We start from the raw sequence: 16960 nt of genomic DNA, 5'->3' as shown, positions 1-16960 counted from the left end.
TAGTTTAGAAAGAAAAACTAAAAGAGCTAATAGATAGTAATTTACAATTAATTTTTAAAAGGCAGATGAATTTCGGCCATCATACAGCGTGCACTGCCTCCTCCGTTGGTTTCAATCGTATAAATTGGTGCATAAACCAGCTTACTAAATTGCTCTAGTTTTGCTATTTGTTCTTGCATTAATGACTTGTAGGCTTGTTCCGACATAATTAGTAAACTTTCCCCATTTTTACCCAGGACTTGTAACATATTTCCGGCAAATTTGTTCATCTGTTCAAAGCTAATTTCAATCACTTCTTTACCTGAATTTACAAGAGAGGCAAGAACGTTTTCTTTTTCTTCAGGATCCGGAATTGAATCAAAGCAAACCACCGCAAATTTATCGCCTATACACATCATTACATTAGTATGATAAATTTGTTTTCCTTGATCATCAACTGAAATGAATGCTACTTTTTTATAACCAGCGGCCTTACAAAATTCATTCAGTATTTTATCATCGGTTCTAGGTGAAAGACATGCATAAGCGATTTTATTATCACGATCTAAAACCATGCTTCCGGTTCCTTCCAAAAAACGACTTTCAGTTTCAAAATGGCTGAAATCTATCGTTTTTTTAAGATCAAAATGAGTGTTTAATTGATCCAAAATATCCGTACGACGTTCCAAACGACGATTTACAGCCTGCATAGGATACAGAATAACCGTTCCGTCGTTGTGAAATGAAACCCAATTATTGGGAAAAATAGAATCAGGCGTATGTGGATTTTGAGTATCATTCACCACCGTTACATCCACACCATTTGCTCTCAACACTTCAACAAAACCATCAAACTCTATTTGTGCTTTTTGTTGTACCGTTTCATTTTGCTCATCGTTACGCACTTGGAAAGCATTGCTTTGAGCAGTTTCTTCATTAAAGCCAAAACTTACCGGCCTTATCATTAATATGTGATTGGTTGTTTGCATTTTTAATCTTTAAAGTTAGACCTCATCTCTTAACAGCGGCATACTCATACAATGAAAACCTCCTCTTGCTCGAGATAATTCAGCAGATGGCATAAGAATAATAGTGTCAGTCATCGTTTCAGGATTTAGCTCACCATTTTCTAATTTTTTAAGCAACTCGTGCGCATGAATAGATGAAAAGCCATTTTCTTTAAATGCCTCCTCAGTTTTATCATTTCGATCGTAACCTACAACAACACCTTCCCTTAAAGCTAAAAGATTACAAGAGTCGGTCCATTGTTCACGGGCATCATACGGAAATTTGTTGTTTCCTGAATAAATAAACCTGGTTTCTTCTGTACTTCCAAGATCATTTCTGCTGATATCATCTAATAGATCTTCTAAATATTCGAAGTAAGTTGGTTGAAGCGGATTAGCAATATTGAATTGCATAATCTGAATCTTATCATCTTTCTTCACATCTTTCAACTCTTCCATGATTTCAGTAACACGAACGTTTATGGCATCTGATTTACGTCCTAATGATCCTAATAAAACCCACATATTGCGTTTAACCTGGGTGAAGATGGTGTCAATATGCATAAAATCACGTTTTTTAGGAATCTTAACGACCGTAACTTTCTTCACCACATTTTTTTTGAATAGTGTTTTTACAACCTGGTTACAAGCATAAAGTGAGGTACGTTCACTACATCCAATGAGTACGTGATCTTTGCTTACTACCATCACATCACCGCCTTCTAACGTAATCCGGCGATCTTGATTTTCTTCATTGGGGAGAAGGAAATGATGAACATGTTCCGGAATTTCTATGATGTTTTCTTTGTAATCAGCAAAGATTTCATGATTAAAGAAAATATATTTAGCCAACAAAGACTCGCGTGAGCGTGCTTGTTTAGCCGGTTTATTCAATAAAATAAAATTATTGATGGTAATACCGATGTCGCGTGTGAAAATGAAATTCGGAATCGGAGCAAAGATCATGCGCTCCTCATCGATTGATCCTGAAATAAGTGTTTTTGCAAGCGCAACCGGCGGCATAGCCATCAATTCTGATTGGAGCTCATAAGTGCAATTTTCTAAAGCACAAACTGAAGCCACCATTTTTAATTTGATGTTCTTTTCTTTTAGAATATCAGATAATAGTACTTGAAGCTCGACAACTTTACTTGAATGATGAAAATTTGCGTTATCGGGTTTAAAAAAAACACGTTTTGACTCCTCTGAATCTATTTGATTAAGCTTCCCTTTGACTTTCTCAGGATCAAGAAAATAAAGCAAAATTTTAACGTAGTAATCGTACTCCTTTTTTCGGATGGTATCTAAATGAACAATATCCTCAAATAGCCAATCTTGAGCTTTTGAAGGAACTACTTTCCCCAATCCGCTATCCGGACTGTGTACTAATAAACGACGTAGGGTGCCGACTTCAGATGTTACATTTATTTTATTTTCTACATTTATTGAACTCATAAAAACACTAATTGGAGCACAAATCTATATCAAATATCGATATAATAAATCATTAACTTTTTACACCCTCCCTCAAAAAAAAGCCCGTAGAACCGGTAATTGGGCTATTTGATGTGTTTAAATGATTTAAACTAGGTTTTTGAAAATTATGGAATTTTAAAAAAGCATTTTATTTTCTTACAAAGTCAGGGAGTTGTAATTTAAAATGGATGATTTTACAGCAGATTTAATAATTTTGAGGCATGGAATTTATTGTTCAAAAAACCATTGAGGCTGTAAAGGTTCTCTTTGATCAAAATATCGAAGCATCTGCCGTAACGCTACAGGAAACTAGAAAAGAATTTGAAGGTGATATCACAATAGTTGTTTTTCCTTTTACTCGTTTTTCAAAAACATCACCTGATGCTACTGCAACAGCCATTGGTGCCTATTTAATAAATCATGTTACTGAAGTTGCTGATTTTAATGTAATAAAGGGATTCTTAAATCTTGTTATTGCCGATTCATATTGGGTAAATCGTTTTAAAATTGCATGCAATACGCCAAACTTTGGATTTGCTCAACCAAACGGCCAGAAAGTTATGGTGGAGTATTCATCTCCCAATACCAATAAGCCTTTGCATTTAGGCCATGTACGTAATAATTTATTAGGGTATTCTGTTGCCGAAATTTTAAAAGGAGCAGGATACGATGTTGCCAAAGTGAATTTGGTTAACGACCGCGGTATTCATATTTGCAAGTCGATGTTGGCTTGGAAAAAATTTGGTAACGGAGAAACTCCTGCCTCGAGTGGTTTAAAGGGAGATCATCTTGTAGGTAAATATTATGTGATTTTTGATAAAGAATATAAAAAGGAAATCGATGCATTAAAGGCAACAGGCGTAGCCGAAGATGATGCCAAAAAGCAAGCTCCGCTCATGATTGAAGCTCAGCTAATGCTGAAAAAATGGGAAGAAGGAGACAAGGAGGTAATCGACCTTTGGAAAATGATGAACGGCTGGGTTTATGAGGGTTTTGATGAAACGTACAAAAAACTAGGTGTTAACTTTGATAAATACTACTATGAATCGAATACCTATTTATTAGGTAAAGAGATCATTGAAGAAGGCCTACAAAAAGGTGTTTTCTTTAGAAAACCTGACAGTTCTGTGTGGATCGATCTTACTGAAGATGGCTTAGATCAAAAACTGGTTTTACGTTCTGATGGAACTTCGGTTTACATGACTCAGGATATGGGGACTGCTCAGCTTAAGTACGGTGATTTTAAAATGGATAAATCGGTGTACGTGGTTGGTAACGAACAAGATTATCACTTTAAAGTATTATTCTTGATTCTTAATAAATTAGGTAAAGAGTTTGCCAAAGGTTCATATCATCTTTCGTACGGAATGGTTGATTTGCCAAGCGGTAAAATGAAATCACGTGAAGGAACGGTTGTTGATGCTGATGACTTGATTCAGGAAATGATTGATACTTCGCGTGAATACACTGAAGCCTTGGGCAAAGTTGATGACTTTAATGATCAGGAAAAGGTTGAGCTTTTCAGAAAGATTGGATTGGGGGCTTTAAAATATCATATCTTAAAGGTGGACCCGAAAAAACGTATGATGTTTGATCCAAGTGAATCGATCGATTTTCAAGGGCATACCGGTCCATTTATTCAATATTCATACGCGCGTATTCAATCCGTTCTGCGTAAAAGTGGTTCTAGTGATTTTACTTATGGTGAAGTATTCCCTCTTAATAAAGATGAGCGTGAATTGATTCAACAATTAGATAAGTTTCCGTCAGTAATAATTGACGCCGCTGATAATTATAGTCCGGCAGTGATCGGTAATTACCTTTATGAGCTAGCAAAGGCTTACAATAAATTTTATCATGACAACCCGATTCTCAAACCTGAAATTTCTCAACACGATCGTAACTTCCGTTTGCAGTTATCAAAACTTACCGGTGATGTTATAAAACGAGGCATGGGATTGATGGGCATTGAAGTACCTGAACGAATGTAATTCGGTTTAAATAATCAAAAAAGACCCTTATACTTAACTGTGTGAGGGTCTTTTTGCTTAAACGGCAGGTAGAAAATTTCAGCTTATATACTATATATTTAAATGACTATTGAAATTCTGTAATTTGATGTTGCAATTAATTAAATTTAGAAAGCATGAACATCTTAAATTAAGCTGAAATGGAAGAACATATCGTTAAAATCCTAGAAGCCGATTACATCAATTATAACGTAAAAAGATTTATCGTTGAGAAACCTAAAAATTATTCATTTATTCCTGGACAGGCCACGATGGTTTCTATTAATTTAGATGGTTGGCGCGATAGAGAAGCACCTTTTACATTTACCAGTATAAACGAATGGCCCTTTCTCCAATTTATTATAAAAATTTATAATGATCATGACGGTATTACTAAAGAATTAGGTAAACTTAATTCAGGTAATGAATTAATAATAAGAGACCCCTGGGGTACTATTCAGTACAAAAAACCAGGCGTGTTTTTGGCCGGAGGTGCAGGAATTACCCCGTTTATCGCCATTTTCCGAGAACTTTATAAAGAACAGGCTCTATCAGGAAATCAACTTTATTTTTCAAATAAAACAGCTGATGATATTTTTCTTTATGAAGAATTAACCAGACTCCTAGGAGATAACTATCATAATGTGCTGACAAGAGAAAATGTAGTTGGATTTATGGAAAACAAAATTGACAGGAGATTTTTAATCGAAAATATTAGAAACTTCGGACAGGACTTTTATGTCTGCGGTCCTCCAAGTTTTGTGCATGATGTTTCAGAGGCCTTGATAAGTTTGGGAGCAAATCTGGAAACCATTACCTTTGAAAAAGAATAGGTTTCAAAATTTTGCCGCTTCCGACATTGCAGAAATTTCCTGTTGAAGAACAATTCATTATTCAACACCAGGCTTCGATTTAAATTATTGTTGGCAATTTATAGTTATAATAAACGTTGTTATTCATATTTATTTATCAATAAGTTGAAATAAAAAATCTATGATTGCTTAGTAGCCATTTGAGATGATAATGTAAACTTACTTTCCTGTATATTTATATATCTTATTATCAATAAGTTGTCAATCTAAGTAAGCTTCTGTTTTTTTAGATTTAAGAGCTTTTGATTGCCATTATTAGTTATTTTCTATTAACCAATAACTCTTAACAAATTGGCCTATGCAAACTCATATCTATGAATCAGGTATAATTGGTAATTGTGCGTTTATAGCCCATGTAAACAAAAACACAGATATTTCTTGGCTTTGCTGGCCTCGCTTCGACAGCAGCTTTGTATTTGGTAGTTTATTGGATGAAAACAAAGGAGGAGAGTTCACCATATTGCCTGAAGGAGAGTTCTCATCCCGTCAATTTTATATAGAAAATACCAATATTCTTTGCACAGAAGTGGAGTGTATGGAAGGCATTTATCGAATCATTGATTTTGCCCCTCGCTTTTATCAGTACGACCGTTATTTTAGACCATTGATGCTGGTACGGAAGGTGTTAGTAATGTCTGGTAATCCGCGTGTAAAAATAACCTGTCGCCCAACCCAAGATTACGGTGAAGCCGAACTAAATCTTTACAGCGGTAGTAACCACTTGCAGTACTATGGACTCGAAAACCCTATTCGTTTAACCACCAATTTTTCTTTGAGCCATATTATTGAAGGTAAATACACGGTATTGAATGAAACTAAATATTTGGTACTAACTTATGGTAACCCATTTGAAGCACCTTTGGTTAGTACTTGCGAAGAATTTCAGCATAAGACGGTTAATTACTGGCAACAATGGATAAAAAATACCACTATAGGGAATATGTATCAAGAGCAGGTAATTCGCTCCTCGCTAGCTTTGAAAATACACCAGTTTGAAGACACAGGTGCTATCATAGCCGCCAGCACCACCAGTTTACCTGAGTTTGATCAAAGTGGCCGTAATTGGGATTATCGTTTTTGTTGGCTTCGTGATGCTTATTATATACTTCAGGCCTTTAACAATATCGGTCACTTTGAAGAAATGGAACATTATTTTCATTTCATCGCTAATATTGCGGCCAGTGCAAAGGAGCGTCTTCAGCCTTTATACAGTATCACTGGCGATGCAGATCTAACTGAAAAAATCATTGACTTGAAGGGATATCTAAATAACAGGCCGGTTCGCATTGGAAATCAAGCTTCTGAACATGTGCAAAACGATGTGTACGGCCAGGTATTGTTATCAATTTTACGCCTATATACCGATAAACGTTTTACTTATACAGAACGACAGGATTCGTCTGGTTGGTTGGAGCGCGTTCTTAAAAGGATAGAACAAACAATTGATGAACCCGATGCTGGAATATGGGAGTTCAGAAATTTAACACAACTACATTGCTACACTAATCTATTTCAATGGGCAGGATGTCAGGCCGCCATAAAAATTGCGAAACACATCAAAAATTTTCATCTTGAAGAAATGGCAAGAACGCTTAGTGAGCGAGCTTCAAAACATATTGAAGCGTGTTATGATTCTGAAAGAAAAGTGTACACTCAGGCTGTAGGTAGTTCTCATTTGGATGCAAGTACTTTGCAATTGATTGTAATGAATTACCTGGATCCACGGAGTGAGAAAGCTCGCCTTCACTTGGAAGCAGTTGAGGCCGAACTGAAAGCTCCAGGAGGGTTATTTTATCGCTATTTACATACTGATGATTTTGGAAAACCGGAAACTACGTTCCTAATAACCGCATTTTGGCATGTTGAAGCTTTGGCTTGCGTAGGTAGAGTTGACGAAGCAGTGTTGCAGTTTGAACAATTACTGAAATATACTAATCATCTTGGGTTGTTGAGTGAAGATGTACATTCAGGAAATGGTAGCCAGTGGGGAAATTTTCCACAGGCATATAGTCATGTTGGATTAATGAATGCGGCATACCGCATTGCTAAAAAAATTGACCGGCCCGATTTTATATAGGCTGAGTGTTCATGCCATTTTTCAATTCTACTTTTATTCAATTAAGCGTTTCAATAATACGCGCACCTGATAAGGTGAATGTAAGAAAAAGTCTGCGGCTGAACTACTCGAGCCGACCTTGATATTTACTGCATTTTTAGGCATCGCTTTAAATGTATCCTCATCAGTATAATCATCACCCACTGCTAATATGAAATCATAATCAGCATGATCGAGCCATTTTTTGGCAGCTTTGCCTTTATTGACTTCAACGCTTTTTACCTCAATTACTTTATTTCCTTGTAAAACCTGCAAACCTTTATCTGCAACAAAGTATTTTAAGTTTTCAACCAGTTCCTTTGATCTTAATTCCCCCAAACCTTCTTCTACTTTACGATAATGCCAAGCTAATGAATACGTTTTTTCTTCAATAAATGAGCCGGGTGTTCGCTCATCAAGAGATAGCATGATATTAGCCAATTCATTTTTCCAAGAAGTATCTACTTCAATGTGTTTCCAATCTTTGCCAAATTGTTTGATCCATGCACCATGTTCAGCTACAATATGAATAGGCATTAAGCCAAACCATTCATCAAGTGTTTCATATTTTCTACCACTGATTAAAATAACGGTATTTTTTTTATCCTTGGCTAACTCACTTATTAATTGAAGTAATGAGGAATCAGGTTTTGCCAGTAGAGGATTATAATTAAATTCAACTAAGGTTCCATCATAATCCAAAAACAATAAACGTTTTTCGGTGCGATTATAACGATCAGCGACCATTTCCATAATTTGATTAGTTACCTCACGAGTTGAAAGTTGACGCTGTAATGTTTTTACTTCTTCCAACCGCTTCATAAATATCCTAACCCAATGATACACATTAAACTTTGAGACGATTTGCTGCATGGATGTCATTCGGCGGATCTGTTCATCAACCGGCATTTTTAAAGCTGTAACGATAGCCTTTGTAAAACAGTCAATATCGTTAGGGTTAATAATTATTGCGTCCGAAAGCTCTTTAGATGCACCGGCCATTTCACTTAGAACCAAAACTCCTTTATGTTTTATTCGACTAGCTACATATTCTTTACTCACCAAGTTCATACCATCTCGCATGGGTGTCACTAATGCTATATCGGCTGTTTTGTAAATCGCCGACAACATTTCTTGTGAGAATGATCTGTAGAAATAATAAATAGGTTGCCAGGTCATGGTAGAATAGCGAGCGTTTATATTACTAACCTTTTGATCAATTTGCTCTTTCAGATCTTTATAATGTTCTACTGTATCACGAGAGGGTACTACCAATTGTAAAAAAATCACTTTTTCTATGTATTCTGGATGCTGTTCTAGTAATTGTTCAAATGCCATCAAGCGATTCAAAATACCTTTGCTATAATCCAAACGGTCAACTGAAATCATCAATTTGGATTTACCCTTGCGTTCGATTAGTGTTTTTTCATGTTGACGTAATACCCTGTTAGCGGCCAGGTTATGAAATTTCTGATAGTCAATACTGATCGGAAAAGCATCTACTAAAACAGGTCTGTCATTAACGATTAATTGATTGGAGAATGATTGAAATCCTAAAATTCGCTGGCATGAATTAAGAAAGTGTTTTGAATAATCATACGTATGAAAACCAATTAAATCGGCGCCTACAAGGCCATTTAGTATTTCATCACGCCAAGGAATAAGTCTGAATATTTCATATGAAGGAAAGGGGATGTGGAGAAAAAAACCGATGGATACATCAGGCAATTTCTCCTGAATTAATTGAGGAACGAGCATCAACTGGTAATCATGTACCCAAAGTCGGTCACCCGGATTGAGCACTTTTAAAATTTCATCTGCATATTTCTGATTTACGCTCTTATAACTTTCCCAATACTCTTTGTTGTATTTAGCATAAGTAGAAAAATAATGGAAGAGAGGCCACAATGTTTCATTTGAGAAACCTTCGTAAAATTTGTTAATCTCGTCATCGGTAAGAAAAACCGGAACTAACCTTTGTAAGCATAAATCCTCGATAATCTTATCTTTTATTCCTTCATCTATTATTGCGCCCGGCCAGCCAATCCAGAGGCCTTTGTGGCCTTTGAAAATGCTTCCTAAACCAGTTGCTAATCCACCTTCGCTATTATGGTATACTATCTTTTCGCCAATAAAACTAACTTTTACAGGTAATCGGTTTGAGACAATTACGGTTTTTGATGTATCCATATTCCTTCTTTTCTATCAAAAAATACAGATATAAGTTAGCTAATTCATCTTAACTCACACACAATTAAACTCTATTTTTTAATAAAAATTATTTTCAATACCATATAAATCAAATAGATATACTCAATATGTATACCTATTGATTGGTTTTTATAAACTGAATAGCTCTCTCAAGTACCTCGTCTCTATGGGCACGTAATCCTTCCGTTGTTGGTTTGGCCTCAATATCAGGAATGATTCCCACACGTTGTGTTTCACGACCATCAGGATAATATACCCCTATTCCAGAAAAGGAAGTTTTTAAATTTCCAGGCAAAATAATAGTAGATACATTTCCATCCGCTCCTGCTGTTTGACTACCAATTACTGTTGTATTTGGACCCGATTGCAACGCCATGGTAATATATTCTGCCTGGCCTTGTGTTAATTCATTTACAAGAATTACCACCTTCCCCTTATAGTAATCCGGATTTTTTTCACCACTGCTAATAGTTGCCGCTTCTTCAAACATTCCAGGTTTTTGAAGCGAAAAAGTTGTAAAACGAATAAATGGAGTAGAATAGGGCTTTATATGCTTACTTAGAGTTAAGGCCACGGATTCTTTGGGTTGATTCCTTATGTCAATTATTATGCCTTTGGTATTTCTAAATTTTTCAAATATCTCTGGTACTTTATTCTTATCAATCTGTTCGAGGTTTATATAACCAACTTCTGGACCCATTAATTCAAACATGATGTTTCTTGAATCACTTAATTCCTTAACACCATAATCAATCGTTTTTAAGGGATATCTTTGAATTGTTGCGGTAGCCGTAATGCCTTCACGTTCATAAGTAATGTCAACATTAGCTGTATTCCCTGTTAAAATTTCCGCTACTATATTTCTATTAACTGCAGATCTGGTAGATGCACATGAATATTGAGCTAAAACTTTTATTTTATCATCTACTTCTGAACTATCAATCCTTGTAATAACATCCCCAATATGTAATGGACAAATTCGAGCAAGTGAATCAATATAAAATTTTGAAACAACCAATTTATTACCAATAAGCCGAGAAGCAAAAGACACATTTCGCTCTCCAAATTGCTTATTTATTACTTTATCTGATATTAAGTTTGCTTGGCTATCATTGATCCGTGAAATGAGCTGAAGCATAGTTAGCTGATATGAAACCGAATCTACTGAACCGGAAACTTTTGGTATAAACTCCGTTAAAACCTTATTCCAATCCTGTCCAATAGCATATCGATAAGGATAATAATACTGGATAATATTCCAATATCTAAATAAGCCAAGCATCCGCACTCCATCGTCGCTTAAATCAGCATTGGTATATATTTTTTCATTGCTAAAGTCAGGGTTACCGGCACTAGCCATTGTTACATAATGATTGGTTCCACGATAACGATTACGTTGAATAAGGTTTAATTGATCAATAAGTTCAGGTGAAACCGATCGTTTATCATTCATCCAGGCAAAATCAGGATTCATTTTCACAAAGGCATTTCCATCTTTGCAGCTATCGCAAGGCTTAACTTCTCCCAATGATTTTATCCAAGCCAATAATAGATTACTTCGTTCTTGTATATTTTTAGCTGATTTTATAGCGTCTATCTGAACAAACAATGACTTATCCCAATCCTTTTCGCCTGAAGCAACAGCAGGGTGATGATATTTTAAGAATCCCCATACTTTAGCCAGTAGAGCAAGATTGGATACTTCCTGAGTGTTTAAATTTTTTAAAGTTAAAAATGACTTGAAAGGTTGAACAGGCTTAAACTTCTTGTAAACAGGAACTTTAGTAATTTTAGCCAATGGTATCCCATCAATGAATAGTTTAAAATTATCGATCCAAGCTATACCTTTTCCGTTTAATAATCCACCAATTACAATTTCAGTGCTTTTTAAATCCAGTGGAAGCGTAATACTATATTCTTGCCAGTCATTCGTTCCTGAAACCGCCATAGTACTCATATTTTCTTTCGCCAATGTTCCATTGGGTCCGTTGATTTGTAAGTATAATCCAGCCCAACCTTGAGTTAAATTTTCAGTTTTTATATATCCGGTAAGTTTTATTGAATCACCTAAAAAATTAGCAGGAAGTTTATATAAGTACAGGGCAACTGCATCTTTAAGATTGCCTTCAAGTTTTATACTATTAATACCACTTTGAACGGTGCTGGAATCAATGCTCACATGATTCATATCACCTGCAAGTGTTGCAACCCATCCAAGTGCACCGGTTTTTAAAGTATCCAATTTTTCAAAGTTCAGATTGGGAAGATGTTGAGCTGAAAGTTGGCTGGTAAACTGAAGAATCAAAAATGCAGCAAAGAGCAATTTTTTCATTGGAGAGTATGATTTAAATGAATGGGATTATATGTACTCGTTAAGCTAAAAAATGAAAAGCAATTTAATAAAAAAGTAGAGAGCTTAAAGTTTAAAGTAGAAGGTAAAGTTTTTTGACTGTTTAGAAATGTTCTCTATGATCCTTTTGTCTTTCTGCTTTTGGCTTTTTCATTTACATTTGACTTGATAATTATGACAGCTGCCATTCATCAAACGTTAAAGCAATACTGGGGTTTCGATGCATTTCGACCTTTGCAAGAAGAGATCATCAAATCTATTCTGAACGGGAATGATACGCTTGCATTATTGCCAACCGGAGGAGGAAAATCCATTTGTTTTCAAGTTCCTGCTTTAGTTATGGATGGAATATGTATTGTCATTTCTCCACTTATTGCTCTTATGAAAGATCAGGTGGAGAATTTGCAACGCAAAGGAATTAAAGCGGTTGCCATTATATCAGGTATGAGTTATCGGGAGATAGATATTGCACTTGATACTTGTATTTATGGAGGTATTAAATTTTTGTACGTATCTCCTGAGCGTTTAGGTACAGCTCTTTTTCTTGCTCGATTAAGTAAAATGAAAGTGAGCTTTGTTGCTATTGATGAAGCCCATTGTATCTCCCAGTGGGGTTATGATTTTCGTCCTTCTTATTTAAAAATTGCAGAATTACGCGAATATCTTCCCAAAACTACTTTTCTTGCTGTAACTGCTACAGCTACTCCCGCGGTAAAATCCGACATATGTGAAAAGCTGCTTTTTAAGCAACCTCTTATTTTTCAGCAAAGCTTTGAACGTAAAAATTTAGCTTATGTAGTTAGGTATGAGGAAAACAAGCATCAGAAAATGTTAGATGTGTTACGAAAAGTTAATGGTTCAGCAATAGTTTATGTACGCAGCAGGAAAGAAACTCAGGATGTCGCTAAATTCCTGTTGATAAATAAAATTTCAGCAGATTTTTATCATGCAGGACTAACCACTCCGGTTCGTTCAACAAAACAGGATGCCTGGATCAAAAACAAAATAAGAGTGATGGTGGCTACCAATGCCTTTGGTATGGGTATTGACAAACCCGATGTACGTGTTGTTATTCATTTGGAGCCACCCGATCATCTAGAAGCATACTATCAGGAAGCTGGTCGGGCAGGTCGCGATGGTAAAAAGTCATATGCCGTATTAATTTATTGTGAAACTGATAAATACGAATTAAAACGAAAATTGGAACTTAATTTACCTGATGTAAATGATATAAGGAATTCTTATCAAGCTTTAGGGAACTATTTACAATTGGCTGTAGGTGGCGGATTAGGGATTACCTATGATTTCGATATCAATGCACTTTGCAGTCGTTATAACTTGCAGGCTATCAAGGTAATTAATTCATTAAAGTTTTTGGAAAAAGACAATTATCTGGCATTGAGTGATGGGGTATTAATGCCATCGCGAATTAAATTAATTGTAAATCATGAAGACTTATATAAATTCCAGATTGCAAATGCTCGTTTTGATATCCCCATTAAAATTCTTCTGAGGTCGTATGGAAATTTATTCGACAGCTATGTAGTAATTGATGAAAGATTATTGGCAAAACGCAGCAACATGCCTATTGATCAATATCAATTGCTTTTAAAACAGCTGGAAGAATTAGGTATTATTAGTTATTTAGTTCAAAGTGATTTACCGCGTATTACTTTTTTAGCTCCAAGAGCCGAGGCTAAAAGTATGTTTATCAATGCTGTTTACTTGCGCGATCGTAAGGAATTATTAGAAGAAAAATTAGAGGCTGTAATCCGTTACGCTTCATCGCCAGATACATGTCGGAGTCGGATGCTACGCGAGTACTTTGGAGAAACTGTTATAAATGAATGCGGCAGTTGCGATGTTTGTATTAACAGAAGGAAAAAAGAAGAAAGTGCTAGTCATATTGAACTTCGCAAGCTGATTATGGAATTAGCACGAAACGATCAACCTTTTCTTAATGATGTTCCGGAGAAAATCAACTACCGTAAAGAAGAATTGTTGCCGATTATTCGCGAAATGATCGACGATGGAACATTAATGATGAACGACGAGAAAAGGTTAATGGTTAATGGTTTGTAAAATAAATTGTCAACCGTTGTTATCTTAAAAGAGCGGTGTTCAAATTCCTGAAAAAACCAGATGAAGATTGGAGTGAATTAAATAATCGTAAAAAAGGACAATTAACGCTTTTTCAAACATAGGGGCGTTTCTATTGAAAAAAAACAAAGGTAAGGCCCTCTATTAACATTCTGACGGCACGAAATATTGGGCAAGGTTTTTTTATTTCAACAGCGAAAATTATAGGCTTCTAAAGAAGATTAAAAACAAAATTTGAGTTTATAACAAAACCCAACCGATTCGGAATCATCAAGAGAGATACGGTCATTCGTTGAAGGGTCGGAGTTAAACATATTCCACCGACAAGGTAAGTAAACGTGTAACCCTTTTAATAACATTGAAAGACGCTCATAAAATACCCCCATTTGGCAACGATAAAACTTGTTAAAAACTCAGCTTTCATAGTTTTAGTTGTTTAATAGTTTAAATAAAAGCCTTTCAAATTAATTTTGACAGACTTTTTAATGGAAAATCTTTTCAACCTATATCTATTGTAAAATTGTATTTTAGTGAAACATCGAGTGTCACAAACACTAAATCAAAATTATGAGATTAGGAAAAGTTCTTATTTTATTAGTAGCAGTTGGGCTAACCTGTCAATCGTGTAAATTCAATTGTATACGAGGATCAGGAAACGTTATTACTCAAAGTCGTCAAATAGCTTCCTTTTCAGAATTAGAAGTAAGTGGGGCTTATAATATTGAACTTACCCAAGATTCAGTTGAGTCGTTGGAAATAAAAGGTGACGACAATCTGTTAGAGCAGGTAAAAACTGTAACCAGCGGTACAAAACTTAAAATTTCATCCAAACGTAGTTTTTGTACCACAGTACCTATTAGTATCTGGGTTCATGCTAAAAAGATCAGTGCAATTGATATTTATGGCGCAAATAATGTTATTACTACGAATAAGTTTCATCTGGATAATTTCAAATTTTCTTCTTCAGGAATTACTGAGTCAATAATGGAAATGGAAGCTCGACGTATAACAACAACAATTTCAGGTGCTGGCAAATTGATGTTAAAAGGTCAAACCGGCGTTTTAGATATTAAAATATCCGGAGCTGGTAAAATAGCGGCCTTTGATATGATTGCTGGTAAATGTAATGTAACTTCAAGTGGAGCAGGGGAGGCGGAATTAAATGTTTTAAACCAACTGGAGGTTTCAGCAAGTGGCGCAAGTAAAGTTCTTTACAAGGGCAAACCTTCACAAATTATCCAAAAAGCTTCCGGTGCATCATCGATAAAGTCTGCTGATTAACGAAAGCCCGTAACTGAGAAATCCTGACCAAAGCAGGATTTTTTTATTCATTACGATATTTACTCCTATTTATTAAATCGTCACTTTCACCACCTTTTAGTCTAAATGTATTATTTTAGGCCTTTCAATATGCTTCAAATCTCTAATAAAAAAGTAATAAATGCATGGGCAATGTATGATTGGGCAAACTCTGTTTATGCCTTAACTATTACATCTGCAATTTTTCCGGTTTATTATGCAAATATTACCTCTACAAATGGTACATTCTTATATGGATACATTGAAGTAATTACAGGCGTATGCGTGGTTCCGTATTATTTTTTACAGCTATTCTAGCAATCGGATTAGTACTACTCATGCGACTTTTAAAAAATAACCTCATTACAGTTTACCGATAAATGAAAGTAGAATTATTCATTCCTTGTTTTATTGACCAGGTTTACCCTGATACCGCATTTAATACAATAAAAGTATTAGAAAAATTAGGTTGTAAAGTAAAATATAACCCTAATCAAACTTGTTGTGGACAACCAGCATTTAATTCAGGTTTTTGGGATGAAGCAAAAGCGGTTGGTCAAAAATTTCTGGATGATTTTAACGGACATGATTATATCGTAAGTCCTTCAGGTTCTTGTACAGGCATGGTAAAAAACTATTATTCTGATTTATTTACGAATGCAATTTCACATAATAAATGCCGCTCTATACAAAACAGTATTCATGAGTTTTCAGAGTTCTTAGTTAACGTTTTAAAAGTGGAAAACATAGAAGCCAAATTAGAAGGAAAAGCAGTATATCATGATTCTTGTGGAGCTTTACGTGAATGCCGCATTAAAGCTGAACCTCGCCGATTACTGGCAAATGTTGAAGGTTTAGAATTGATTGAAATGCAAGATCAAGAAGTATGCTGTGGTTTCGGGGGGACATTTGCCATAAAATTCGAGGCTATTTCAACTGCAATGGCTGAACAGAAGGTTAATAACGCACTAGCTGCAGGGGCAAACTATATTATTTCTACCGATATGTCGTGTTTAATGCATTTACAAGGTTATATTTCTCGTAATGAGTTACCTATCAAAATTATGCACATAGCCGATGTTTTGGCGAGTGGTTGGTAGGCTAGGAGAAAGTAATATTTTTTATATTTTCGTAACACACGATTAAACCTCTTACATGAAAAAACTATTATTTTCCTCAAAACATATTGCGCTTGACTTTGGACTTCTGCTACTTAGAGTTGGTTTTGGCTTAAGTTTATTACTTCTGCATGGGCTACCCAAAATTATGCAATTCGCTGAAAAGGCTAATAGCTTCCCTGATCCATTAGGAATTGGTTCAAAGTTTTCACTTTTGCTCGTAATTTTTGCTGAAGTATTTTGCGCAATGCTGCTTACTTTGGGTTTGGCTAATCGTTTTGCATTACTACCACTCGTTATCAATTTTGCGGTTATCGTTTTCATGATTAACAAAAACGGTGCTTGGGCAACCAAAGAGCTGGCCGTTTTATATCTAATTGCTTTCACAACATTATTTTTTACCGGGCCTGGTAAGTTTTCAGTGGATGCAAACATGAGGTAAGG

The 16960-nt window shown here is 35.4% G+C and carries 12 protein-coding genes; 8 read left to right on the top strand and 4 right to left on the bottom strand.

Annotated elements, in window-relative coordinates; translation table 11 throughout:
• Nucleotides 1–47 precede the first annotated feature (47 nt).
• Nucleotides 48–944 carry a citrulline utilization hydrolase CtlX gene (gene ctlX / locus FN756_RS04070; RefSeq protein WP_246085420.1) on the bottom strand — a complete coding sequence of 299 codons (897 nt, stop codon included), beginning with the start codon at nt 942–944 and terminating at the stop codon, nt 48–50.
• A gap of 39 nt (nt 945–983) precedes the next feature.
• On the bottom strand, nt 984–2441 hold the full coding sequence (locus FN756_RS04065) for an arginine deiminase family protein (protein WP_142601704.1): 1458 nt from the start codon (nt 2439–2441) through the stop codon (nt 984–986).
• Between the two features lie 242 nt (nt 2442–2683).
• Here FN756_RS04065 and argS point away from each other — a divergent pair, with 242 nt between their 5' ends.
• The 3 genes from argS to FN756_RS04050 all read left to right on the top strand — a co-directional run bounded on the left by argS (nt 2684) and on the right by FN756_RS04050 (nt 7420).
• Nucleotides 2684–4453, top strand: coding sequence for an arginine--tRNA ligase (argS, locus tag FN756_RS04060; protein ID WP_142601702.1), 1770 nt, complete (start codon nt 2684–2686; stop codon nt 4451–4453).
• Nucleotides 4454–4632: 179 nt separating this feature from the next.
• Complete coding sequence (locus FN756_RS04055; RefSeq protein ID WP_142601700.1) at nt 4633–5304, top strand: FAD-binding oxidoreductase; 672 nt, start codon at nt 4633–4635, stop codon at nt 5302–5304.
• 337 nt (nt 5305–5641) lie between these two features.
• Nucleotides 5642–7420, top strand: coding sequence for a glycoside hydrolase family 15 protein (locus FN756_RS04050; RefSeq protein WP_142601698.1), 1779 nt, complete (start codon nt 5642–5644; stop codon nt 7418–7420).
• Between the two features lie 33 nt (nt 7421–7453).
• Here FN756_RS04050 and FN756_RS04045 read toward each other — a convergent pair whose 3' ends face one another.
• Nucleotides 7454–9628: a bifunctional alpha,alpha-trehalose-phosphate synthase (UDP-forming)/trehalose-phosphatase gene (locus FN756_RS04045; RefSeq protein WP_142601696.1), complete on the bottom strand. Its 2175-nt coding sequence runs from the start codon at nt 9626–9628 to the stop codon at nt 7454–7456.
• Nucleotides 9629–9764: 136 nt separating this feature from the next.
• On the bottom strand, nt 9765–11981 hold the full coding sequence (locus tag FN756_RS04040; protein WP_142601694.1) for a S41 family peptidase: 2217 nt from the start codon (nt 11979–11981) through the stop codon (nt 9765–9767).
• Nucleotides 11982–12173: 192 nt separating this feature from the next.
• On the opposite strand from FN756_RS04040, the gene FN756_RS04035 reads away from it, so the two are divergent.
• The 5 genes from FN756_RS04035 to FN756_RS04015 all read left to right on the top strand — a co-directional run bounded on the left by FN756_RS04035 (nt 12174) and on the right by FN756_RS04015 (nt 16958).
• Nucleotides 12174–14081, top strand: coding sequence for a RecQ family ATP-dependent DNA helicase (locus tag FN756_RS04035; RefSeq protein ID WP_142601692.1), 1908 nt, complete (start codon nt 12174–12176; stop codon nt 14079–14081).
• Nucleotides 14082–14666: 585 nt separating this feature from the next.
• The gene (locus tag FN756_RS04030) at nt 14667–15380 is read left to right on the top strand and encodes a head GIN domain-containing protein (protein ID WP_142601691.1); all 714 of its coding nucleotides are present in this window, start codon (nt 14667–14669) and stop codon (nt 15378–15380) included.
• Nucleotides 15381–15509: 129 nt separating this feature from the next.
• Complete coding sequence (locus tag FN756_RS14710; RefSeq protein ID WP_185955170.1) at nt 15510–15716, top strand: MFS transporter; 207 nt, start codon at nt 15510–15512, stop codon at nt 15714–15716.
• 62 nt (nt 15717–15778) lie between these two features.
• Nucleotides 15779–16498, top strand: a complete 720-nt coding sequence (locus tag FN756_RS04020; protein ID WP_142601689.1) for a (Fe-S)-binding protein — start codon at nt 15779–15781, stop codon at nt 16496–16498.
• A gap of 55 nt (nt 16499–16553) precedes the next feature.
• Nucleotides 16554–16958: a DoxX family protein gene (locus FN756_RS04015; protein ID WP_142601687.1), complete on the top strand. Its 405-nt coding sequence runs from the start codon at nt 16554–16556 to the stop codon at nt 16956–16958.
• The last annotated feature ends 2 nt before the right edge of the window (nt 16959–16960 follow it).

It is taken from the genome of Solitalea koreensis (genome assembly GCF_900182575.1).
Classification (GTDB): Bacteria; Bacteroidota; Bacteroidia; order Sphingobacteriales; family Sphingobacteriaceae; genus Solitalea; species Solitalea koreensis.
The sequence above is the reverse complement of the archived record's forward strand: the minus strand, read 5'-3'. Positions and strand labels throughout refer to the sequence as shown.

Coding starts and splice junctions, on each gene's coding strand:
- ctlX (WP_246085420.1), bottom strand. CDS start 944: ATGATAAGGCCGGTAAGTTTTGGCTTTAATGAAGAAACTGCTCAAAGC.
- FN756_RS04065 (WP_142601704.1), bottom strand. CDS start 2,441: ATGAGTTCAATAAATGTAGAAAATAAAATAAATGTAACATCTGAAGTC.
- argS (WP_142601702.1), top strand. CDS start 2,684: ATGGAATTTATTGTTCAAAAAACCATTGAGGCTGTAAAGGTTCTCTTT.
- FN756_RS04055 (WP_142601700.1), top strand. CDS start 4,633: ATGGAAGAACATATCGTTAAAATCCTAGAAGCCGATTACATCAATTAT.
- FN756_RS04050 (WP_142601698.1), top strand. CDS start 5,642: ATGCAAACTCATATCTATGAATCAGGTATAATTGGTAATTGTGCGTTT.
- FN756_RS04045 (WP_142601696.1), bottom strand. CDS start 9,628: ATGGATACATCAAAAACCGTAATTGTCTCAAACCGATTACCTGTAAAA.
- FN756_RS04040 (WP_142601694.1), bottom strand. CDS start 11,981: ATGAAAAAATTGCTCTTTGCTGCATTTTTGATTCTTCAGTTTACCAGC.
- FN756_RS04035 (WP_142601692.1), top strand. CDS start 12,174: ATGACAGCTGCCATTCATCAAACGTTAAAGCAATACTGGGGTTTCGAT.
- FN756_RS04030 (WP_142601691.1), top strand. CDS start 14,667: ATGAGATTAGGAAAAGTTCTTATTTTATTAGTAGCAGTTGGGCTAACC.
- FN756_RS14710 (WP_185955170.1), top strand. CDS start 15,510: ATGCTTCAAATCTCTAATAAAAAAGTAATAAATGCATGGGCAATGTAT.
- FN756_RS04020 (WP_142601689.1), top strand. CDS start 15,779: ATGAAAGTAGAATTATTCATTCCTTGTTTTATTGACCAGGTTTACCCT.
- FN756_RS04015 (WP_142601687.1), top strand. CDS start 16,554: ATGAAAAAACTATTATTTTCCTCAAAACATATTGCGCTTGACTTTGGA.